Source organism: Bacillus sp. S14(2024) (genome assembly GCF_050473785.1).
Taxonomy (GTDB): domain Bacteria; phylum Bacillota; class Bacilli; order Bacillales; family Bacillaceae_G; genus Bacillus_A; species Bacillus_A yunxiaonensis.
On sequence record NZ_JBFLUP010000006.1, the window covers coordinates 4,373,799 to 4,396,617 of the forward strand.

The window sequence follows — 22,819 nt, forward strand, 5'->3', positions numbered from 1 at the left end:
TTTATACACGAGTAGTGCCCCGCATCTTTCCTTAGGGCATTGCTATCATATTCATAAAATTAAAATCAACTCATATAGAGGTGATACTAATGATCGATATTTTCATATCTACATATCCAACGTTCCTAAAAGCAATTGTTCTGACATTACAATTAACAATAACCTCCTTATTGCTTGGATGCCTAATTGGATTGTTATTTGCTTTTTTTCGTATTTCCAATAGTAAACTCTTAAATGGAATTGCACATGTATACATTGCCATTATTCGTGGTATACCGTTAGTTGTACAAATTATGATTCTCTATTTTGGAATTACATCTGTTATTGTGTTATCACCTTTTTGGGCTGGCGCTATTGCCCTCGCTATTCATAACGGCGCCTATATTACCGAAATTTTCAGGGGTTCCATTCAGTCTGTAGACCGAGGTCAACTCGAAGCAGCTCGCTCTTTAGGAATGACATACCCATTAGCAATGCGACGTATTATTTTGCCTCAAGCATTTCGTTTGTCTATTCCGCCTCTAGGCAATCAGTTCATTATCGGCTTAAAAGACTCTTCACTCGTTGCCTATGTAGGAATGTCCGAGCTATGGGGATCCGGGCTTTCTGAAGCTGCTGCCAACTTTCAGCAACTTGAAACATATATTGTCGTCAGCATCTATTACCTTGTGCTGGTTCTTCTATTTACATACCTCGTTCATCTTCTTGAGAAACGATTAGCACGAAAAAATATGAATCATACACAACCCGCTAAGCAAAAAGAAATCCCTATGTAAAAAGCACGAACTCTTCATGAGTTCGTGCTTTTATCTTTATTATATAAAAATCACTGATTCTAATACCGAAATATATTTTAGCCGTTTTTTACATTTTTTACTTCTTCTATACTTTCCTCGCGATATTCAATATTCGCAGGATCTAATCCATTCCCTAAGGAGCCGTATAGATGTGCTTTATGCGGATCAACTAACTCGCTACCTTGGTAGTACACACGCGGTGTATTCCAAAGCGCAGCTAACGCTTTCCCCATCGGCATCTCATGATAGCGCTCTGGCCACATTTCTTTAATTTTCTCTTTTACTAATGGATAGTATTTTGAGCTCATACCTGGGAACAAGTGATGCTCTGTATGATATGAGAAATTAAAATGTAACACGTCTACCCAGCGCGGCACTGTTACTGATAAACAGTTGGCAAGCGGATCGTTTACAGGAACAATCGGGTTCAAACGGTGATTTGTTGCGATATATCCCATTACAATAGCGTTTGCAATTAATAATGGAATAACATAAGCAAAAAACCACTTTAAAGGTCCCATAATAAAAAATAAACTAATCCACACTGTCCATGGTAAAAGAAGCTGAAGCCATACAGATTTTTGAGTTGACGGCTTAAATTCCTTGATAAAAAGGAAAAACATACGAGACGAATGCATCGTAAATTGAAATGTTAACGATAGAAAGCTAAAGAAAGAACGAACGTGCAACGGAAGGCGATATACCCAGCGTAAAAATTTGCTTTTCTTAAACTTATCCATCGTTGGCCACGCATCCGGATCATGCTCCTCATGCTGTGTATGCACATGGTGAGTCAAATTGTGCCACTTTCTCCACAACTTTGGTCCAGTTGACAGCGGCAAGAACGCAATTGCTCCAAGAAAATCTCGCAGCCACGCTTTTCTTACTACTGTACCATGCAAAATTTCATGTCCAAGAAATCCCATAGATGCAAAACATAATCCTAAAACGATCGCAATTCCAAGATTAGCCCACACGTTCAAATCTAATAAACCAATTGTCAAAAATCCCGCTATCGTAATAAGTAAATAGGCTAGTCCACCAAACAAACGAGTTGGGACTGGTTTAAATGCCTTCTTTGGCAAATGCGGTGATACACGTGCTGCATACCATCCAAACGTATGAAGATCCTTCATTCTTTTACCCCCTTTGCATGCCGCGCTTACGCACCTTACATACATCGATTGTCGTTTCCAGATTGATAATACTATTATTATAAAATTTTCTTTCTCAAAGAAAATTATGTTCACTCATTCTTACAATTATTATTCGTTGAAAAACATTTCTCTTTTTACCCTTTATCAACCTTTCCACTAGATGAATCATATCAGTAGACTTTCTATATTGTCAATAACTTTTATGACCTAGTAATAAAAGTTGGTTATATTTTCATAATCACTTCTTATGTTACTAAATAAAAAACGCTTATTTACCAACATTTACACTTCTACCAATTCTTTATCACTTCGTTACTAAACACTTAATTTTATGAAGGATACTATACTTAATCCTATTTATCTTATGTTATGTCAAGCAAATAAAAACAAAAAACCATGTACAAAGCCTCCGCTATTTTATTATTTTAAAATAATTTAATTTTAACACATGAAATTTTTGTTAATGGAAAAATTAAGTAACAGAAACTAATTACAATAAGAGGTGCATTCAGATGGAATATGAACAAATGCCAAGATTTCCAGAACCATATTGGCGAGATTCTACTACCTTCCCTACTTTTCCAAAGTTAACCGAGAACATAAAAACAGAAGTTGCCATTGTCGGAGCAGGTATCACGGGCATTACAACAGCCTACTTACTTGCAAAAGAAGGAATCAAAGTTGCATTAATCGATGCCGGAAATATATTAAATGGCACAACAGGGCATACAACCGCAAAAATTACAACCCAGCACGATCTTATTTACGATGAACTAATTAGCAACTTTGGGGAAGAGAAAGCGAGATTATATTACGAAGCAAACGATAAAGCACGGCAATTTATAAAAGATATCGTACAACAGCACAATATCCAATGTGATTTCACAGAAGAAGATGCTTATCTATATACGAATTCAACCGAAAGTCTACATAAGTTAACGAAAGAATTAGAAGCATACAAAAAGCTTGGTATCCCTGGCGAATACGTAGAAAGTATCCCGCTTCCAATTCCTATAAAAGCGGCACTTGTTATAAAGAATCAAGCACAGTTCCATCCGCTTCGCTATTTAGCGGCGCTTGTCGAGCAATTCATTGAAGCTGGCGGTGTTATATACGAAAACACAACTGCAGTTGATGTGGAAAAGGGATCTTATCTGCAAGTCATTACAAGGGACGGACATCGAGTTACTTGTAGCTATATCATTTCTTGTTCACACTTTCCGTTTTATGATGCGAACAGCTTTTTCTTCGCAAGAATGTACGCAGAGCGCTCTTATGTCCTCGGTGTAAAAACAAAACAAGAATATCCAGGGGGAATGTATATAAGTATTGATAATCCGAAGCGTTCCCTTCGCTATACAGCAATGGGTGATGAAAAATTGGTGTTAATTGGCGGTGAAAGCCACAAAACAGGACAAGGCATTAACATGATGAAACACTATGATGCACTGCAAGCATTTGGCGAAGAAACCTTTGGCATAGAAGAAATTCCATACAGATGGGCAACACAAGATTTGATTACACTCGATAAAGTTCCTTATATCGGACACATCAATGAAAATAACCCTAACATTTTCGTCGCAACAGGCTACCGTAAATGGGGCATGACAAATGGAACTGCGGCAGCTTTATTATTAAAAGCGTCCATCATGAAAATCGATAGCCCATACAAAGAACTGTACGCACCATCACGTTTCCATACGAATCCAGATATAAAAACGTTTGTCACTCAAAACCTCGACGTAGCAAAACATTTACTTGAAGGAAAACTGGAATTTGCACTTCGTAAACCAGAAGATCTCGAAAATGGAGAAGGTGCTGTCGTAAGGGTAAACGGAAAACGTGCCGGTGCTTATAAAGACGATGACGGCAAACTTCACATTGTTGATACAACTTGTACACACTTAGGCTGTGAAGTGGAATGGAATAATGGTGATTGTACGTGGGATTGCCCTTGTCATGGTTCGCGGTTTTCAATTCATGGAGACGTAATTGAGGGGCCGGCTGATAAGGCGTTAAAGAGAATTGAAGATATGTAATACTGTTAATGTACACCCTTTACCAAGGAGGAGCACCAATATTATCGGTGCTCTTTCCAGCTTTGCTGTAGCATATCCCGAAACAGGACATTCAACTGCTCAATATCTATAGCTGTCTTCTTTTCTAAACTCTTCACATACTCCTCGTAATACATAATCTGTTCTTCTAAAAATTCATTCAATGTCGCAATTCTTGGTCCTACATCCAGCTCGATACCTGCTTTTTTCTTCTCAAGCAGTTCCTCAATTTCTTTCAAAAGGTCTGCGCCCAAGGCTAATCCATTCATTAACTTTTCAAACTCAACAGGCGGCAATGTTCCTTTCTCTTCTAACCATTTACAAGCCAATATCGGACGTAATACATAAAAGTATTTCTTTAGCTTTACTTCTTCACCTTTCAAAAACGTGCGATAGTTTTTAGATGCCATATGTAAGTAATGATATATCGTTGCTTTTAGGTCAAAATAGCTACTCATTTCCTGCAAACGCTCCGGAAGATTTGATGCCTTAGCGTATACAATTGGCGAAAGAATCCACTCTAACAAAGCTGGATTCGATTTAGAAAATAGCTGTAATGCTTTCCGGAGTTCCCAGCCAGTTATATCGAGGGCATCGCTAATTGGATACTCAATAACGTCCCGCCTTTGATTAATTGATAAATACCAGTCCACTCGATGTACGTATACAAAACGAACATCATAATCACTATCTTTTGATGGAAAACCCCACGCCCTGCTTCCAGATTCAACAGCGAAGAGAATCTTTACGTAGTTTTCTCTTTCAATTCGTTGTAGCTCTAATTGAATTTTTTCTCTCATATTTATCACTCTCATTTTTCTATCATTTCCTCGGAAATTCGACACCGAATCCAAAACACCTGCCTTTAGTATGGCATATGCGATCACATACATATACAAACTTTCTATGTATGTGATGTCTTCTTTTAAGATGAAATATCAATGAAGAGGATTCTCTATTTATCAACTGCTATAGCTTTGAAATAAAGTTTGATCAAAAATACCTCGCAACCCCTAGTTTTACGATAAATAAAAAGAATCCATTTTGAAAATATTGATTAAAATGAATTCTTCTCCAGCAGATTTGAGTTCCCTGACCATTGCTGATCCTAAGCCAAACAACTATACCACCTCTAGCAAAATAATTAACATATCATATTTAAGAAAAGTTAGTTAGCTAATAGCATATGTTTTATTGAAAGGGCGTGATTGAATTATGGATCAGCAGAAATGGGGCATTGGAGGATTAGTATTCGTTGGCTGCATGTTTCTTGGTGGAGGAGTGGGATCTTTATTAGGAAGTTCCCAAGTTGGATGGCTGATAGGAATGGGTGTTGGATTTCTTGGAATGGCTTTAACGAGACTGATTAGAAAATAACAGAACAGGGGTTTTTCTTCCAGTAAATAAGGCAATATGCATTTAAGTAATTACTTACATACTAGCCCTGTAACATGTAGTAATCGTACTCATACAAAGACACTACCATATGTCACTTCCTCGTTAGGCAGGATAGGATATCAAAAAACTAACACCTCGGAAACCAAGGTGTTAGTTTTGCTCTTGTGATATTTTCTCTGCAATCCGTTCAAACTCTGCTTGTATTTCCTCTTTGAATGCATCCACTTTATCAAAATCCATCGCTGCAATATAAATTCTCTCTAGTTTGTCACGTGCAGATTTTGCCCTCCCTAAATAGGACATCGCTTCATTCATTTTTTCTCTATAGCGCCTTGATACATCATGAATTTCTACTGCATATTTTTCATCTGTTCCCGGTGCAATAATAAGCTTATACATATCAATGATTTCATCACTCTCACGTGTTGGAAAATATTCATGAGGTGCTGTACTATCAAAAATTGCAAAGCCAAGCTCTCTTACAATAACCATATCGAGACTATTTGGATCAAAGCCGCAATGATAAATCTCAACATCGAAGCCCTTCTCTTCAGCTGCCGCTGCTAATTTTTTTAACATCGTCGATTTCCCAGAACCAGGACGCCCTTTTATAAAATAACGCTTCGGTACATCTTCCGTTAAATTTGGAACAAAATCAACTGCTCCTTTTGGCGTTGCAGCTCCTAAAAAACGATGCTTTACATCGGCTTGTTTCGTACACGTTTTATCAGTAAAAAACCGCTGTATGAGCTGTTCTGTCAACTCATTTGCTTTTTCAAAATCAATGTGGTCAATATAAAATTTCTCCCACTCATCATGAATCTCTAACGCTGTCTTAAAACACGCATAAGCTGCTTGAAATGCATTGCTCGCTTCTGATGTATAACGCACAATCTCATCTTTATGCGCCCTAAGCTGAATAGAATCCCAGGCTACCCCTAAATTTACATACTCTTCTATAACACCTGGCGCTTTCGGTTCAATAACATGCGGTGCTGTTCCATCAACAATCCCAACCTTTAATGACGGAATAATCACACCATCAATTGAGTTATTGTCAGACGAACAGTGTAATAATTCAATATCATACCCTTTATCCACCCACTCACGACCAATCACCTTCATAAGCGAAGATTTTCCTGTTCCAGGTCCACCTTTTAAAATAAACAACCGGTCTAACCCAGTTAAGTTCTCTTCATATAAACTGTAAAATCCCCTTGCTGTATTACCGCCAGCATAATAGTTTTTTATATTTCCTGTCACTGCCTTTCACTCCCTTGTAAGCAGTTTCACTACATAAGCTACAATATGCAAACAGGAAAGAATAGGTGAATACCCATCTACAGGCCAAAAAAGAGAAACTCATAACAGTTTCTCTTCATCTCTCATTATTCATTTCCATATTTCTTTCTCCAAGAATACAGAAGAAAACTTAACATAATGACAGTTTGTAGCATAATAATCGCCGCATCCCAAAAGTACAAACTAGATACTGGTTTTTGCAAGTTAGGAATCGTTTGTCTCATCATATACACCGACTGCGGAATATAAAACAGAACTGCCAATGCAATTGTTACAGTAACGCCGATAACATAAAAAAGGCCATAAAAACGAACAACCTTCTCTTCGCCATTAAACAATTCACTATTGTTCATACGGAATTTTGGAACAAACAAACCTTTTATATAGCGCTTTCCATTCTCCATTAAGTTATAACAAGCTGTCATATTTTCAAACACATAATACAAATCTGTTTTCATATATATGCAGCATTGATATACCATACGTAAAGTAGTATCAAATACAGCAAGCGCAAGAATCCCTGACAATACTTGTGAATGGATTGGAAAAAGAATTTGAATCATTAAAGTAATAAATAAAATAACTGTATCAAAACTCATGCCCGCTAAATACAGAATGTTTCTCTCTTTAGCAGGCAACTTCCAAACAGATGACATATCTGTTTCAAGCACAACAAAAAACAACCGATGTCCAAATTCAACCTTTGTCGGAAAATTATACGCCCTAACCGCAAGCACATGCCCCATTTCATGAATAAACACCAAAACAAATGTAATGAAAGCCCAAACTAAAATATTAAATGTCATCACATCAAACACGAACAAATTTTTATAGTTTGGCAATAAAGATGGATTTACGATAAACAGAACAATATTCACTACAAAAAGAATCGTATAGAGCAGCATTGTCTTTTGATTAAAAAAGAAACGACCAATCTTTGGAGAAATCCATGAAAATCCTAATTTCTCCTCTTCTTTCTTACAAACTATTTCCTCACCATCTACTCCTTGAACGAGCCCTAAATCAAGCAATTGCTGTGCAAAATCTAACACATCCACATCTTCTTCAGGATACTGTTTTTGTAATTTCTCTTCTACTTCTCTTAAGTTCAATCCCTTTTGAATCATAGTAATTGCATCAATACAAATAAGAGGCATTTCATAAAATTCACCGGTTGTTGCATCTTCAACAATGTAATTTTTTTGATCTTGACGAACTTCTATATTATGTAATATTAACATTGATTCATATGTCAGTTTCATAGTATTCACCTTTTTCTATAACAGCTGAAATAAATAAAAAAGGATGCTTTGCATCCTTTTTTATTTATTTCAATGGCAATGGACACCACCAACACGTTGTTTTCACTTTTTTTAATTTACGAATTTTCATGTTTTCACCCCCTTTTAATAAGCTACCTACGCATCTCCTTTACAAGATAACTGTTGATGTGTTTCTTTCCAAGCAGGATACACCTTTTGAAATAGTTCTACTAAATCTGGATCAAATTGTGTTCCTTTTCCATCAATAATTCTCTTATAAGCTTCTTCTAAAGGAAGTGCAGATCGGTAAGATCGTGAGGATGTCATTGCATCAAAAGCATCTGCAACTGCCGCAATACGTGCTAATAATGAAATCTCAGTTTCTTTTAATTGATCTGGATAACCTTTTCCATCCCAACGTTCATGATGAGAACGAATCACACTAATTCCTCTTTGCAAGCCTTCTGCTGTTTTCACTGCATCCGCCCCAACAGTGGGATGCGTTTTAATAATTTCGAACTCTTCATTTGTGAGGCGAGAAGGCTTTGTTAAAATATGATCTGGAATATGTATTTTTCCAATATCATGAAGCAAGCAAGCGTAATAAAATTCTTTCAGCTCATCAGATGTAAATTTATCAGTTTCCTTTGCAAGTATAAGCGCATACGAGGCTACTCGTTCACTATGTCCTCTCGTATATGGATCCTTTAATTCTAAAGTTGCAATAACACCTTTTACTAATGCTTCTAGTTGTCTATCATATGAAATTTTCACTACTTCTACATACCGTTGAAAGCGCTTCAATAATATGTATGCAACAAAAGATAAAAACGAAATAACTATAATTGGAATGAGAACAACAATTGATTGTAATACTAATCCAATTATAATATATTTACTTAATACACCTAAAAAAACAAACCAAAAAAAGCGTGTGTTCACAAAAATAGGAGCAAATAAAATAGCAAACAATTCTACAATATTTCCACTAGCATACACTCTCGGATGCATCAAGTAATTCCCGATATCTTCTATTATTGTCAATAAAATGTAGGCACCTAGACAAATGTATTTAATTAAAAAACCTTTATTTTCTTTAAAAACATAATACATCGCAGGTAATAACAAGAACATAATAATGTAAAACCATAGCCCCATAAAACTTATATGTTTTGTGCCATTTTTCGCAACATAGACTGGGAAAATATAATTATACAAAAAATCATATAATATAAAAATCGCATAAAATAGTGATACAAACCATTTTGTAGCCTGCTTTTCTTCCCTTTCTAAGGTGGGATTAGTTAACATTTTTTTCATATTTGCCCCCATAAGCTGTATGTACTCTTGGAAGTGCATATTGTTTATTTTAATATACAACTACAAGGTTATTATAACCAACATAACATTTCGCCATTTATCGACATTTTCCTCTATTATAAATGAAATATTTTCTAAATAAAACAGATTTCCCCCTCTTTAACAATACTTTTACATTTTGTTTACTCATAATCATGTATAAAAAAACTCTTCTTTCACCGTTTGAAAGAAGAGTTCTTTATACATATATCTATTTTATCTCTGCCACCGGTAACATAACATTTACCTTTGTCCCAACACCAATCTTGCTTTCAAATGCTATTTTACCTTGATGATCTTCAATAATTTTATATGTAACCATTAATCCTAATCCCGTTCCATTTTCTTTTGTCGTATAAAAAGCTTCACCTATTTTATTTATTTTCTCTTGATCCATTCCGCATCCTTCATCAGTAACACTCACTACAATTTGATTATCCTGAACTAAATTCGCTTCTACAATAATATTGCCGCCATTTGGCATCGACTCTATCGCATTTTTAATAATATTAAGAAATACTTGTTTCATTTGTTTCTCATCACATTGTATGGAAGGTAATGCTTTATCAGACACCATCGAAATTGTAATACCATATTGTGAAGCTGGTTGCTCTACAATATAAATCACATAAGATAAAATACCATTTATATTATGTAATTTATATTCTCTCTTTTTTGGCTTCCCAAGAACCATTAATTCACTAACAATCGTATTCATGCGCTCAATTTCTTGCACCATAACGTTATAATATACGGCATCTTCAGGGTGTTTTTCTCTCTGCAATTGTGTAAATTCTTTTAATGACGTTAGCGGGTTACGAATTTCATGTGCAATAGCAGTCGCCATTTTCCCAACGACTGCTAGCTTCTCGGCTTGCTGCGCTTCTTCAAATATTTTTGTAATGGTACGAATATACGATTTAAAACGCATTAACAAAATGAAGGATATGATTGCGAGAATCGCACATAATACGATTGGAATAATAACCCGTGATGAATGTAAAATAATCCCTAAAAGGGCATATTTCCCAACCATACCAAGGGAAACTATGTAAAAATATCGTTTATTCACAAAAAGGGGAGCAAACAGAATGATAAATGGTTCTACCACATTCCCGCTTGCAAATTCTTTTGTGGTTCCTAAATACATCATTAAATTATTGACTACATCAATGAAGATGTATCCAATGAAAATAATATATTTTACAAGATAAGGATTTTTCTTTTTTATAAAATAAATCCCTATTAATAATAGTAGTAGCATGAAGGCATGCATTCCAAGCCCTAATCCGCCTTCTGGAGAATTAAAAGCATTATCATCTACTTTCATTTTTGGGTAAATATAATTACATATAATGTCATAAGAGATATAAATAACATAAAATAAGCTCAAAAAAAGTTTTAATGCTTTAATCTCTTCTTGTATAAGTACATGAACCTTGTCCACGATAAAACTCCTTTATCAACAATAACAATTTTCCTAGTCATTTATTACCTTACAAAAAAACAATTTTATGAAACTGTTCTATATCAAATAAATTACTAGTATAAGTATGATTTATAAAGTTAATACTGTTCTTCCTGAGTAATTGGCAAAATCACCTCTATCTCGGTACCAGTATTCATACCCTGATTGAAATAAACTTGACCTTGATGTTCATTCACTATTTTATAAATCGCCATTAAACCTAAACCAATTTCACTTTCTTTTCTCATTTCAAAAAGACTCGTAATGTTTTCCATATTTTTTTTATTGATTGTATACACTCTATCAGTAACATATATAAGAACTTGATTTTCTGTAATCATATAAGTTCCAATATTTATATTTATATTTTTTTCTTGTTCCATTGTTTCAATTACCTTTTTTATAGCATGAACTAAGACGTATTGTATTTGACTCGCATCACATTCTATATTTGGTGCATCTTCTGTAAAAACATAGTTCACCTTTATCTTACTTTTCAACATTTTTTGTTCTGCCTCAGTCTCAGTAATTGCTGCTAATATTAACTGCTTTACACTATGTATACCATACTCCAGAGATCTTGGTTTTCCTAGAATCATAAGCTCACTTATCATTTCATTCATTCTTTCAATTTCTTGAATCATGTTAAGATAAACTGGATCATCCGGATACTTTTCTTTCTGTAATTGTGTAAAACCTTTTAACGATGTTAGCGGATTGCGTATTTCATGTCCAATGGCTGCAGACATCTCTCCTATAACTGCCAACTGCTGCTTTTGTTTCGTTTTTGTAAATACCTTATTAATTCCCTCGATATAAGACTGAAAACGCATTAATAAAATATATGAGATACCTAGTACTACAGCAGGAAGAAATATTGTCATTAAAGCCCTGGGCTGTTGAGCTATGACCATAATTACACTATACTTTATAGCTAAACTAGTAGTTAAAACCAAGAGATATCTTTTACTCATGAAGATAGGAACAAAGAAAGTCAATACCATTTCCACAAAGTTCCCATTTCCAAATCCAGCCGAATCACTTAAATACATGGATATATTACAAAAAATATCTGCAAATAAATATCCTATTAAATATACATATTTCACCACATGTGGAATTTCTTTTTTCACACAATATATTCCAGCTAATAATAAAAATAACATAAGCATACACAGCCCAATAGCCAGTACAAATTTATATGTACCCATGCTGGGATTTATTTCTTTTATGTATGGCCCCTGTAAAATTATATAAGCAAAATTAAACACCCACAAAAATAACTTTGCACTTTTCATTTCTTCTTCAAACAATATGGTATTTGGATTCACCTTAAACTCCTTTGCACACTTATATAATTGCGAATAAAAATCCCTCTAGCATTTCATTATAACGATAAGGTAATATTACACAATCTTATTGTAAAAATACAAAAGAAGACTTTTATCTAATAGATTACATCTCTAATTAGAAATAGCCTTCTTCCCATTACTTATTCTCCCCTGCTATTTTGAAATATCTTTTCACGCTCTTTGTATATAAGAAAAACTCTCTTTCTAAAGACTATTTAGTCAAACTTTTTCTTCTATGACTAAAATCATGTATTTTAATAATTCATTCATATTTTCCAAGTATCCTATCCCTAGTCCTCATCCTTCACATCTACATCTTCTGGAATTGGTTCATTTAATATTTCTTCTACTAACTTTTTATATTTCTCCATTTGTTCTAAGTGCGTATTAAATTGCTCTTTATTCAGCAAGTACTGCTGACCATCATGGACAGCACGAATGCGTTTTTGTTGGATTAAGCTTTCGATATACGATTCTGGCATACTTAAAAATTCAGCTGCTTCTTTTACTGTTAAATACAATATGTTCATTCCTCTCTGTATGAAATACAACATTTCAGCTATATAAACTTTATCACATACAACACAACTTTTGGAGCTGACAACGCAATTGTATTCTATATAAACAAAAGATTAGGGAGTGGTTTCCCTAATCTTTTGTTACTTTTGACCGTATGTCTCAAACTTCTTCGCTAATACAGCTAATTCTTCCTCTGGTAATAGCTTCGGTTCTCCTATGCATTTCGTTTGATAGTAAATTTGTGCGCAAAATTCGATCTCTTCTGCGACTGTAAACGCCATTTTAATATTATGCCCCCCTGCAATAAGTCCATGATTCGCAAGTAAAACAGCGCGGCGATCTATCATTCCTTCATAAGCTGCTTCTGCTAATTCTTTCGTACCGAATGTTGCATACGGTGCACAGCGCACATTTGGACCTGCAAAGGCTACTAAATAAGAAACAGCCGGAAGTTCCCAACCTAATGATGCGATTGTCTTTGCATAAGGAGAATGCGTGTGTACAAGAGCATTCAAGTCGCCTCTTTTTTGATAATAAATGAGATGCATATCAAGCTCACTAGATGGTCTTCTTGTTCCATCAATCACATCTCCAGCTAAATTCAGTACAACCACATCTTCAGGCGTTGTTTCAAAATAATCTAAGCCGCTTGGACTCATTGCAACTAGACCTTGCTCACGGTTAAAAATACTAATATTACCGCCTGTCCCCTTTGTTAGTCCGCTTGTAATTAATTTCTTTCCATACTCTACAATTTCTTCTCTCTCTTTTTGTAGTAACATATACATCCTCCTCAGTGGGAAACTTGCTACGGCTAGTTTGCTATAATGACAGGTATTCCATATTCTTTATAGCTTGTAATACATTCTTGCTGCATCGGTGTAAGTGGTATAAGTTCATCTGTAATAATTTTTGTAATACACTGTTTATCGCACACTTCAAAGAAAGCAACCTTTCCAAGTTTCGTATGATCCACTAGAACGATGGTCTCACTTGCCTTATTCAGCATCGCCTGCTTCGCTTCCCCTTCATCTATTGCTGTATCTGTTAAACCTTCATGAAAACTTAGCCCTTTACTTGAAATACATCACTTAAATACGGAACATCTGCGTACTCTGTCTTCTCGAGCATCGCAATTATTTTATTTCTTCTATCTGTTGGTGAATTAGACATGATAATCGATCCTCTTTTTTATATTTTCTTATATGTCTAATACGCAAAATTCATTATGACTGAAATAACTTTTTTAGATTCTCCGCAAACGGTGGACGTACGATGCCCTTCTCTGTAATGATTGCTGTAACATTCTCATGTGGCGTTACATCAAATGCCGGGTTATACACCTTGCTATCTTGCGGTGCTGAATATTGTCCAAAGCGGTTAATAACTTCAGAAGCATCGCGCTCTTCAATCGGAATCTCTTTGCCTGTTGGTGTTTTCAAATCAATTGTTGGTGTCGGCGCTGCTACATAAAATGGAATGTTATAATACTTTGCTAAAATAGAAACACCTAACGTTCCAATCTTATTCGCTACATCACCGTTTGCTGCCACACGGTCACACCCTACAATTACTGCATCAATTTTACCTTGTGACATCACCATCGCTGCCATATTGTCGGTGATGACCGTTACATCGATACCAGCTCGCTGCAGCTCTAACGCAGTTAGCGTAGATCCTTGTAATCTTGGACGCGTCTCATCAGAATAAATTTTTAAATCCCAGCCTTTTTCCTTCGCTAAATACATCGGTGCTGTCGCAGTTCCGTATTTCGTTGTCGCCAAAGCACCCGCGTTACAATGCGTTAACACACCCATGCCGTCTTGAAATAAAGTGAGCGCATGTTCACCAATTTGACGGTTAATCTCCTCGTCTTCTTTATGAATCATTTTTGCTTCTTCTAACAATCTATTTTTCAAATCTATAATAGATAAATGAACATGTTCTTTTGCGACACTCTCTATTCTCTCAAGTGCCCAAAATAAATTCACAGCTGTCGGTCTTGAAGTTGCTAAATAAGCACATACCTTTTCAACTTCATTTATAAACACTTCCATTGAATCTTCCGGCACTTCTTTTACTCCTAAATACACACCGTAAGCTGCTGAAACCCCAATCGCTGGTGCACCGCGCACCTTCATTACTTGAATCGCATCCCATACGCTCTCTGCCGTTGTAAAAGATTCATAGACAACCTCATTTGGTAATAAAGTCTGGTCTAATAAAACTAAAGCTTCATCTTTCCATTGAATCGGTATTAATTGCTCTGACATGATTTTCTCTCCTTACTTTGTGCTAAGTGATAGTGCTTGCGTTTTTAACGTTTGTAAAAAATCATTGCCTGTTTTGTGCGTACTTGCCTGTAAAATAAATGATTTCGCAGCTTGTAAACAAATACGTTCTGCTCTAGCACGCGCTTCTTCATCTGCAATAGACGTGATATCCTTCACCTTTGCTAAGCCAACAATACGGCGAATTAATTCAAGACCAGTAACAGCTGCTGTATCTTCTAATACAGACTGTAAATACCAACGATCAAATCCCTCTTCTTTCGCCATAACGTCTGTGACATGCACATTCCAAGCTTCTAAGAACTTCACCGAGAATAGATCAATTATATCTGTAATCGTACATTCCAACCAGTTCATATATGTATCCTTTTTCACACCAGAACCTATTGTTGCATCTGCATTTGCCCATGCAAATATTAAGTTTGCCACAACGTTCCCAATGTCATATCCCATCGGTCCATAAAACGCAAATTCTGGATCAATTACCTTTGTAGAATCTTTTCTTACAAACACAGACCCAGTATGCAAATCTCCATGCAGCAAAGCTTGTGCAGTTGTCATAAATGCAAACTTCAGCTTTGCTACTTCCATACGAAGTACATCATCACCATATATATGCTCTCGAATCCAGCCTTCGTTTAAAGGAAATAATTCGTTTCGTTTATTATGATCTATAAACGGCTCAGAGTACACAAGATCTTCTGTAATCTCACATAACTCTGGATTTATATAGTTTTTCACAAGCTCTTTCTTCTCTTTATGATTCATGACCACATCCGATGTTAATAGCAATGTGTTCACCATAAAAGTTGTTAAATCATCTGCGAGCTTAGGAAAGATTTGATGATTTATAAGTGCAGTTCTAAGAATCATATGATCTGATAAATCTTCCATTACACAGCAATTCATTACATCATCATACAAATACACATCCGGCACGAGACTTGGTACCAGCTTCCCCTCTAGCTGGAGCACATCTGACTCAATGCGAATACGATTCGTAGATAATTTAAACTCATCAGAAATCCGCGCCGTATCTCCCGCTTGCTTCACAATAACAGAAGTTCCCTTCTCTTCATCCCAAACACGGAACACATAATTTAAATTTCCGTCCCCAATTTCCTTACACTGCAAACGCTGTGCGTCCTCGAACATCGATAACTTCTCCATCACATACGGTATTACATTGCTAGATTCCATTAAAAAATACTTCGTGAATTTAGACATGGTTTCTCCCTCCACACCAAATGTAAGCGTTTTCTAAAAGACGTAAAAATAATAGATTGATAGTATTTTATTCAACCTACGATATGTTCTTTTTGTATCATATTTTGTTAGAAACGAACATCTAGTTTTTATTATAGCTTGTTAAGGAGGGGAGTCAACTTTTGCCTATATAAAGTCCCAACGGTTCAAAAAATTAGAAATATCCTTTTTTAAATTTTTGAAAGACCGCCTTGATCCATAATTATTTCTTTAATATAAGAAACAGGCAATCCGTCTTGTAACAGCTGCTTCATTATTTTCATGTACGGATGAATATGTTTAAAATACTTCTTATAGGATGCACATAAATAATTTAACGCTGGTTCATTTTGATCTGAAACTAAAAATCTATTTTTAGGACATTCTCCATGACAAGCGAATCGAACCTCGCAATCTCTGCACACTTTTGGTAGAGTATCTCGCTTCTTTTCGCCAAAGGCAAGGAGTGATGGCACATTCATTATATTTGTTAAACCATCTGTAATATTCCCCAATCGATATTCAGGATAAACGTAATGATCACAAGAAAACATCTCACCATTATGTTCCATAGCTACCGCCCGGCCACACTCTTCCCTAAAAATACAGATTGGTGATGGGATTCCTATCCAGGCAGCTAATGCCCATTCAAAATTCATAACATAAACCGATCCTACATCATGCTGAACCCACTCATTAAATATTTGAATCAGGAACTCTCCATACATTTCAGATTCTACTGTCCAAGGAGTTACCTTTTGCTCTGCTTCTTCCATGAATAAAGAAGGAGGAGTTGCATGGCGCAAGGATAACTTTGCAGCCTCTTCATTCACTTCTCTTTCTACAATCGGGATAAACTGTATATATTGAATGTCTTGCTGCTTAAAAAAATGATAGATTTCTAGAGGTTTATAAGCGGAATATCTCGTAACGCAAGTCAGTATGTTAAATGCTACGTCATGTTTCTTTAACATAGCAATTGCCTTCATTACGAATTCAAATGTAGGTTTCCCCCCGTGGTCAATCCGGTACATGTCATGAATATGCTCAGGTCCGTCTAAACTCAGACCAACTAAAAAATGATGAGCTGAAAAAAATTCACACCAACGGTCATTTAACAATGTTCCATTCGTTTGAATTGTATTTGTAATTTGTTTACCATCTGCATATTTTTTTTGAAGAGATACAGCCTTGCGAAAGAAATCTAAGCCTATTAATGTTGGTTCTCCTCCCTGCCAAGCAAAAACAATTTCTTGCGTGTCCTGAGAAGCGATATACTGTTTAATATATGATTCTAAAACTTCATCAGACATTTGGAAAGAATGATCCTTAGGAAAATAAGCTTCCTTTTCAGTGTAATAGCAGTACTTACAATCGAGATTACACATCGGGCCCGTCGGCTTAACCAGAATATGAAAACTGTTATGCTTCCCCATTTTATTACCTCTTTTCTCTAGAGGGATAATACCAACCTTACAAATAAATAATCGTTCCGTTTAAATTAATGTAAATGGAATCTCTTTTGTTCAAAAACTGGTTATCTTTTTGATCATCCTGAAATTCAATAACCGCTCTCTCTATTTGCCCGCTAAACGGAAATTCCGCCATTGGATAGTTAGTGCTCACAGCTGTTAATCGATCTCGCCCTATATCTAATCCCTCAGTAGAAATAAGAAATGGTAATGTGCGAGGCATATAGAGTGTACCAACCTGTTGACCATTGATATAAAAAATGCCCGTTCCTCGATTTAACATCCCTTTTTTAAATTCAAATCGTATAATTGAATACCCAACAGGTACCTCAACAGAAGATTGCATTTTATAAACAGTTCCAACATAGTTATATTCATAAAATAAATAGTTATCTTTTATATATAATGTATAACCACTTGAATGATTACCATGAGCAATCAATACACCTTCTGCTGTAAGGGTTGAACGAACGATTGGAACTGTAATGGAATAAGAAGAAAATGTTATTTGAGGAGCAGCACTTGTTGGCAAATGAGCCATACCAGGATAGAAAATGAACTTTGTCCTCCCCTCCTGTAAGCCTTCATATCCTTTTCTATATGGATTATCACTTAAGGGTAAGACACCGTACTTCTTAGCTTCTTTCCACCATATTTCTTGAAGCTCTTTCAATTTTACCGGATACTTTTTTGCTAGATTATACTTTTGCGAAAAATCTTGATTTACATTGTATAATTCCCAATGATCTTCCTTATAAGGTATACCTGTTTCATGATAGGTAACGGCAACCCATCCATCTTGCCAAATAGCCCGGTGCCCGAGCATTTCAAAATACTGTGTTTTTCTCTTTGATGGTGCATGCGGTTCTGTAAATGTATCCAGCATGCTCAAACCATGAAACGGCATCTGCGGAACACCTTCATATACTTGAGGAACCTCAATGCTTAGAAGGTCTAGTATAGTAGGAGTAATATCAATAGCATGATAAAACTGGGAACGAATGGATCCAGGGTCTGGAATATTTTGAGGGCATTGGATAATGAGCGGGACATGCGTCCCTCCAAAAAAAGTATTTTGTTTATAATATTTAAAAGGTGTATTACAAACTTGTGCCCATCCTTTAGGATAATTAGAACTTGTGGAAGGTCCTCCTATTTCATCTATATGAGCAAACATAGTATCCACACTTTCCTCAATCCCATTGAAATATGCCGAATCATTAATGGAACCATTCCAATTTCCTTCCTGACTGCCTCCGTTATCAGAAAGTAAAACAATTATAGTATCATCTAGCTTATTTTTTGATTTTAGGAAATAGAGCAGCCTGCCAATTTGCTGGTCTGTATGTGTTAGAAACCCAGCATACGTCTGTTGAAATTTGATAAACAATTCTTTTTCTTTCGTTGTCAGTTCACTCCACGGCTTAATCCCTGGATTGCGTTCAACGAGTTCTGTATAAGGCGGAATAACTCCCAATTCCTTTTGCCTATTGAATCGCTCTTTCCTTATCTCATCCCATCCTTTATCATAAACTCCCTTATATTTTTCTATAAATTCTCTTGGCACTTGATGAGGCTCATGCTGTGCCCCGAAGGCTAAGTATAGAAAGAACGGCCGGTCCGGAGTAACAGAAATATGATCGGTTAAAAATTCCAAGGTTTTATCAACTAAATCCTCTGATAAATGATAATTAGATATATCCGGCCTCTGCACACGATGATTATCGTATACTAAATCCGGTGCATACTGATCTGTCTTAGCTAATAAAAAACCATAATATCGTTGAAAGCCTTTTGAGAGCGGCCAATTTTCAAAAGGTCCGCTTGATGCCGCTTCATGGCCAGGAACCAAATGCCACTTTCCAACCATATATGTAGCCATCCCATTCAACTTTAAGATTTCAGCTAAAGTGGCAGCATTATCTGAAATTTTCCCTCGTTTATTAGGGTATTGGGGTCCAAAATCTAGTTCAGTTATGAATCCCACCCCCACAGAATGGCAGTTACGGCCTGTTAAAAGGCAAGCACGAGTAGGAGAACATAACGGAGTTACATTAAAATTATTGTAACGCAGACCATTTTTAGCTAATGAATCAATATTAGGTGTTTCAATTTCTGAACCAAAACATCCTAAAGCGGAATAACCCACATCATCTAAAACAATATATATTACATTGAGCGCAGATTTTTTATCGGAACTTCCAAGCCCTGTCTTCAATCCCATCACCATCTTTCCTTTCACACTGACAAAGTCTGTAAACAATGGATCATATATATTAAGTAATTTATTAAGGGAATAATTTTATAATGAGTGCTCTAGTAAAAAAAGAAGCTTAAAAAAATGATTAGTTATATCATGTACTTGCTGTTCTTCTAAAAATAAAATTGCCCTACACTTTGCCAAAAAGGGAATTGTGTAGGGCAATTTAACTTGCGCTTCTTATTATGAAATAAAACCTTTGATTTTTAAATTAACATCTCTAACAAATGTACTTAAAAGCTACTATTTCCTGCTTAATTCTTAGATACTGCTTTCCAAAACTCACCCGCTACCACATTATATCCCGCTAAACTTAAATGAGCATCAGATTGATTTGGAATATACTCTGCATAATTCGCTTCAATTGCCTTCTCAGTAGGTACGAATGTATCACCATGTGAATTAGCCTGTAATTCCATTTGAGTATTTAAATCATGTAATAATGGTAATAGCGTCGCTTGTTGTTCTTGTGATTGATATGGGAAAGGATTATAGTATCCCATTACATAAACATGAACGTGATTATTAAGATTATCTATAGTACTCAAAATCGTTTCTAAATTCGCACTTACATTTTGAATTGCTTCTTGGGCTTGATTTGAATTTGTTTGAATTACAGGAGCCAGATCATTCAAACCAATATCGATCGTAATATGACTTGCTTCTTTTATTTCTTTTTGAACTTTTTCATTGTATAAAACATCGTTTTTCAATTGAACAGATGTATATCCCGCCGTACCAAAATTATTAAAATCAACTACATGATAAGATTTTTGAAAGCGTTCTTTAATAAAATTAGGATAACCTGCATCCATTTTTCCATATGGAGTTTGCCCAGCTGCTAAAGAATCTCCTAAAGCAAGATATTCAACTTTAACCAAGACGCCATCCTTATCTAATTTATATCCATCGATTATAGTACTTGCGGCCCTTGATCCATTATCATAGAAATAATACCAGTCATCATCGACTTTTACCCAACCAGTTTTCATGACACCAGATCCATCTAGATAATACCATTTTCCTCCGTCTGATATCCAACCGGTTTTCATGACACCAGATCCATCTAGGTAATACCATTTTCCTCCGTCTAATAACCAACCAGTTTTCATAACACCAGATTTATCAAGATAGTACCATTTCCCTCCGTCTAATAACCAACCAGTTTTCATGACACCAGATTTATCAAGATAGTACCATTTCCCTCCGTCTAGTAACCAGCCAGTTTTCATGACACCAGATCCATCTAGGTAATACCATTTTCCTCCGTCTGATATCCAACCGGTTTTCATGACGCCAGACCCATCTAGGTAATACCATTTCCCTCCGTCTGATAACCAGCCGGTTTTCATGACACCAGATCCATCTAGGTAATACCATTTCCCTCCGTCTAATGTCCAGCCGGTTTTCATCGCTCCATTACCATCTAGGTAATACCATCTTCCTCCATCTAATAACCAACCAGTTTTCATCACTCCGTTGCCATCATAGAAATACCATTTACCATTTGTTTGTTTCCAACCGGAAACAACATAATAGCCATTGGAAGCAGCAATCGTATCGAATGTATCATTTGTATTTGTTATGATTACTGGTGTGTACAGCTGTACTTGATCAAAAAGCCAACGAATTTCATCGTTGTGCATTCGTATACACCCTGAACTTACATAAGATCCAATTGAATTTTCGTTATTATTTCCGTGTATAGCATAAGTTGTACCATATGTACCTCTAGCATCTAATCCCATCCAACGGTTACCTAGAGGATTACGAGGATCACCACCAGGGATATTGCCTGTATAATATGGCCGGTTTACAATCTTAGTTACAATTTTAAAATTCCCTTCTGGCGTTAAAGAGTCATCTCTTCCTGTAGCTACTCTAAATGTTTTAACTAAAGTACCTCCATTATAATAGGCCAGTTGATTTATTTTTTTGTTAATGATAAGTAACTGGGAACCACTATCTGCTTTTGTCTGATCGGTATAAAAAAACATACTAAACAATAAAACAAGCATAATCGTAAATTTTTTCATATTTTCCCCCGAATATATATATATTTTAAAAATAACAATATCATATTATGTGAGAAAATTCTGTCAAATTTTGATGAAAACGGGTGATATTTTAGCATTTTTTATCCCCCATTAACGTGGAAAGGCCCTTGTTCTTTATCAATCTAGCATAGATTTCTAATACGCTAATCGATATATCAAAAACCTCTCATTCGAATTTCGTTCATACAATCCTGGCAATATAACCTCCTCTTTCAATTCAAAAGAAGTTTGATTATCTAAAAAATAAATATAATCTTCCGATGGATAATATAAAACTAGCTCTACTTCCCTTTCTACTTTTTCTACCGAAAGCAATACATTGTTTATCACATTCATAAACACTTGCACCGAAAATGGATTAAAAAAGTAAAATTTATTATCCAGTGGATCAATCTCGTACTCTTGTGCCAAGCAACACTGAAAATGAATTTTATCTTTACTTTTTTTAGAATTATTCAAATAACGATCTCGATTTTCCATTGCTTCTTGATAGAAGGTCTCGTTCATTTCTATTCCTACTACAGATGCATGATAAAAATGATGGATATAGAAATTTAATCGTCCTTTTCCGCATCCAAAATCAACAACTCGATCACTACTTTTCAGTTCATACGTATTAAACAACTGTTCTAATGCAAGATATGGCGTCGGTTCATAACGATGATAATGCAGAGACTCGTAGAACCCCTTTTGCTCTCCTACTGTTTTTATGTTTAGTACTGCATCATAATACTGTTCGTTCATGGATTCACTCCTAATTAAGAAACTATACATTCTATTATAAAGGATTCACACCTGTACCATATGAAAAAGCTACCCTAAA

Annotated in this window: 19 protein-coding genes; 3 read left to right on the top strand and 16 right to left on the bottom strand. The window is 35.6% G+C overall.

Features of this window, described 5'->3' with window-relative positions:
• Positions 1 to 89 precede the first annotated feature (89 nt).
• Complete coding sequence (locus AB1279_RS22120; RefSeq protein WP_429752596.1) at positions 90 to 776, top strand: amino acid ABC transporter permease; 687 nt, start codon at positions 90 to 92, stop codon at positions 774 to 776.
• A gap of 77 nt (positions 777 to 853) precedes the next feature.
• On the opposite strand, the gene AB1279_RS22125 is transcribed toward AB1279_RS22120, so the two are convergent.
• The gene (locus AB1279_RS22125; RefSeq protein WP_429760990.1) at positions 854 to 1,933 is read right to left on the bottom strand and encodes a fatty acid desaturase family protein; all 1,080 of its coding nucleotides are present in this window, start codon (positions 1,931 to 1,933) and stop codon (positions 854 to 856) included.
• 533 nt (positions 1,934 to 2,466) lie between these two features.
• On the opposite strand from AB1279_RS22125, the gene AB1279_RS22130 reads away from it, so the two are divergent.
• Positions 2,467 to 3,993 (top strand): FAD-dependent oxidoreductase, encoded by a 1,527-nt coding sequence (locus tag AB1279_RS22130; RefSeq protein WP_429760992.1) that lies wholly within the window; start codon positions 2,467 to 2,469, stop codon positions 3,991 to 3,993.
• Positions 3,994 to 4,034: 41 nt separating this feature from the next.
• Here AB1279_RS22130 and AB1279_RS22135 read toward each other — a convergent pair whose 3' ends face one another.
• Positions 4,035 to 4,811 (bottom strand): nucleotidyltransferase domain-containing protein, encoded by a 777-nt coding sequence (locus AB1279_RS22135; RefSeq protein WP_429760993.1) that lies wholly within the window; start codon positions 4,809 to 4,811, stop codon positions 4,035 to 4,037.
• A 415-nt stretch (positions 4,812 to 5,226) separates the two neighbouring features.
• Between AB1279_RS22135 and AB1279_RS22140 the strand changes: the two genes are divergently transcribed.
• Positions 5,227 to 5,388 carry a hypothetical protein gene (locus AB1279_RS22140; protein WP_429760995.1) on the top strand — a complete coding sequence of 54 codons (162 nt, stop codon included), beginning with the start codon at positions 5,227 to 5,229 and terminating at the stop codon, positions 5,386 to 5,388.
• Between the two features lie 171 nt (positions 5,389 to 5,559).
• Here the strand turns inward: AB1279_RS22140 and AB1279_RS22145 are convergent, their stop codons facing one another.
• The 14 genes from AB1279_RS22145 to AB1279_RS22210 form a co-directional block, all read right to left on the bottom strand.
• A complete protein-coding gene (locus AB1279_RS22145; RefSeq protein ID WP_429760997.1) occupies positions 5,560 to 6,672 on the bottom strand; it encodes a PRK06851 family protein in 1,113 nt (370 codons plus the stop codon).
• A gap of 125 nt (positions 6,673 to 6,797) precedes the next feature.
• Positions 6,798 to 7,973 (bottom strand): hypothetical protein, encoded by a 1,176-nt coding sequence (locus AB1279_RS22150; protein WP_429760998.1) that lies wholly within the window; start codon positions 7,971 to 7,973, stop codon positions 6,798 to 6,800.
• A gap of 156 nt (positions 7,974 to 8,129) precedes the next feature.
• Positions 8,130 to 9,293, bottom strand: a complete 1,164-nt coding sequence (locus tag AB1279_RS22155; protein ID WP_429760999.1) for an HD-GYP domain-containing protein — start codon at positions 9,291 to 9,293, stop codon at positions 8,130 to 8,132.
• A 250-nt stretch (positions 9,294 to 9,543) separates the two neighbouring features.
• Complete coding sequence (locus AB1279_RS22160; RefSeq protein ID WP_429761000.1) at positions 9,544 to 10,779, bottom strand: ATP-binding protein; 1,236 nt, start codon at positions 10,777 to 10,779, stop codon at positions 9,544 to 9,546.
• A gap of 119 nt (positions 10,780 to 10,898) precedes the next feature.
• Entirely contained in the window at positions 10,899 to 12,131 is a 1,233-nt protein-coding gene (locus AB1279_RS22165; RefSeq protein WP_429761001.1) for a histidine kinase dimerization/phospho-acceptor domain-containing protein, read from the bottom strand.
• Positions 12,132 to 12,442: 311 nt separating this feature from the next.
• The gene (locus tag AB1279_RS22170; RefSeq protein WP_429752617.1) at positions 12,443 to 12,682 is read right to left on the bottom strand and encodes an excisionase family DNA-binding protein; all 240 of its coding nucleotides are present in this window, start codon (positions 12,680 to 12,682) and stop codon (positions 12,443 to 12,445) included.
• A 129-nt stretch (positions 12,683 to 12,811) separates the two neighbouring features.
• The gene (locus AB1279_RS22175; protein WP_429752619.1) at positions 12,812 to 13,453 is read right to left on the bottom strand and encodes an L-fuculose-phosphate aldolase; all 642 of its coding nucleotides are present in this window, start codon (positions 13,451 to 13,453) and stop codon (positions 12,812 to 12,814) included.
• Between the two features lie 32 nt (positions 13,454 to 13,485).
• Positions 13,486 to 13,755 carry a hypothetical protein gene (locus AB1279_RS22180; protein ID WP_429761537.1) on the bottom strand — a complete coding sequence of 90 codons (270 nt, stop codon included), beginning with the start codon at positions 13,753 to 13,755 and terminating at the stop codon, positions 13,486 to 13,488.
• A 142-nt stretch (positions 13,756 to 13,897) separates the two neighbouring features.
• Positions 13,898 to 14,944, bottom strand: a complete 1,047-nt coding sequence (gene mtnA / locus AB1279_RS22185; RefSeq protein ID WP_429752621.1) for an S-methyl-5-thioribose-1-phosphate isomerase — start codon at positions 14,942 to 14,944, stop codon at positions 13,898 to 13,900.
• A gap of 12 nt (positions 14,945 to 14,956) precedes the next feature.
• A complete protein-coding gene (gene mtnK, locus AB1279_RS22190; protein WP_429761003.1) occupies positions 14,957 to 16,189 on the bottom strand; it encodes an S-methyl-5-thioribose kinase in 1,233 nt (410 codons plus the stop codon).
• A gap of 209 nt (positions 16,190 to 16,398) precedes the next feature.
• Positions 16,399 to 17,643, bottom strand: coding sequence for an anaerobic sulfatase maturase (locus tag AB1279_RS22195; RefSeq protein ID WP_429761005.1), 1,245 nt, complete (start codon positions 17,641 to 17,643; stop codon positions 16,399 to 16,401).
• Positions 17,644 to 17,680: 37 nt separating this feature from the next.
• Entirely contained in the window at positions 17,681 to 19,903 is a 2,223-nt protein-coding gene (locus AB1279_RS22200) for a sulfatase-like hydrolase/transferase (protein WP_429761006.1), read from the bottom strand.
• Positions 19,904 to 20,193: 290 nt separating this feature from the next.
• Positions 20,194 to 21,975 (bottom strand): L,D-transpeptidase family protein, encoded by a 1,782-nt coding sequence (locus AB1279_RS22205; protein WP_429761007.1) that lies wholly within the window; start codon positions 21,973 to 21,975, stop codon positions 20,194 to 20,196.
• Positions 21,976 to 22,131: 156 nt separating this feature from the next.
• Positions 22,132 to 22,740, bottom strand: coding sequence for a methyltransferase (locus tag AB1279_RS22210; RefSeq protein ID WP_429761009.1), 609 nt, complete (start codon positions 22,738 to 22,740; stop codon positions 22,132 to 22,134).
• Between the last annotated feature and the right edge of the window lie 79 nt (positions 22,741 to 22,819).

Excerpts from the sequence above, each read along its gene's own strand:
- mtnA (WP_429752621.1), bottom strand. The coding sequence starts at position 14,944 with ATGTCAGAGCAATTAATACCGATTCAATGGAAAGATGAAGCTTTAGTT.
- AB1279_RS22150 (WP_429760998.1), bottom strand. The coding sequence starts at position 7,973 with ATGAAACTGACATATGAATCAATGTTAATATTACATAATATAGAAGTT.
- AB1279_RS22135 (WP_429760993.1), bottom strand. The coding sequence starts at position 4,811 with ATGAGAGAAAAAATTCAATTAGAGCTACAACGAATTGAAAGAGAAAAC.
- mtnK (WP_429761003.1), bottom strand. The coding sequence starts at position 16,189 with ATGTCTAAATTCACGAAGTATTTTTTAATGGAATCTAGCAATGTAATA.
- AB1279_RS22130 (WP_429760992.1), top strand. The coding sequence starts at position 2,467 with ATGGAATATGAACAAATGCCAAGATTTCCAGAACCATATTGGCGAGAT.
- AB1279_RS22205 (WP_429761007.1), bottom strand. The coding sequence starts at position 21,975 with ATGAAAAAATTTACGATTATGCTTGTTTTATTGTTTAGTATGTTTTTT.
- AB1279_RS22155 (WP_429760999.1), bottom strand. The coding sequence starts at position 9,293 with ATGAAAAAAATGTTAACTAATCCCACCTTAGAAAGGGAAGAAAAGCAG.
- AB1279_RS22125 (WP_429760990.1), bottom strand. The coding sequence starts at position 1,933 with ATGAAGGATCTTCATACGTTTGGATGGTATGCAGCACGTGTATCACCG.
- AB1279_RS22175 (WP_429752619.1), bottom strand. The coding sequence starts at position 13,453 with ATGTTACTACAAAAAGAGAGAGAAGAAATTGTAGAGTATGGAAAGAAA.
- AB1279_RS22170 (WP_429752617.1), bottom strand. The coding sequence starts at position 12,682 with ATGAACATATTGTATTTAACAGTAAAAGAAGCAGCTGAATTTTTAAGT.
- AB1279_RS22210 (WP_429761009.1), bottom strand. The coding sequence starts at position 22,740 with ATGAACGAACAGTATTATGATGCAGTACTAAACATAAAAACAGTAGGA.
- AB1279_RS22140 (WP_429760995.1), top strand. The coding sequence starts at position 5,227 with ATGGATCAGCAGAAATGGGGCATTGGAGGATTAGTATTCGTTGGCTGC.
- AB1279_RS22120 (WP_429752596.1), top strand. The coding sequence starts at position 90 with ATGATCGATATTTTCATATCTACATATCCAACGTTCCTAAAAGCAATT.
- AB1279_RS22195 (WP_429761005.1), bottom strand. The coding sequence starts at position 17,643 with ATGGGGAAGCATAACAGTTTTCATATTCTGGTTAAGCCGACGGGCCCG.
- AB1279_RS22200 (WP_429761006.1), bottom strand. The coding sequence starts at position 19,903 with ATGGGATTGAAGACAGGGCTTGGAAGTTCCGATAAAAAATCTGCGCTC.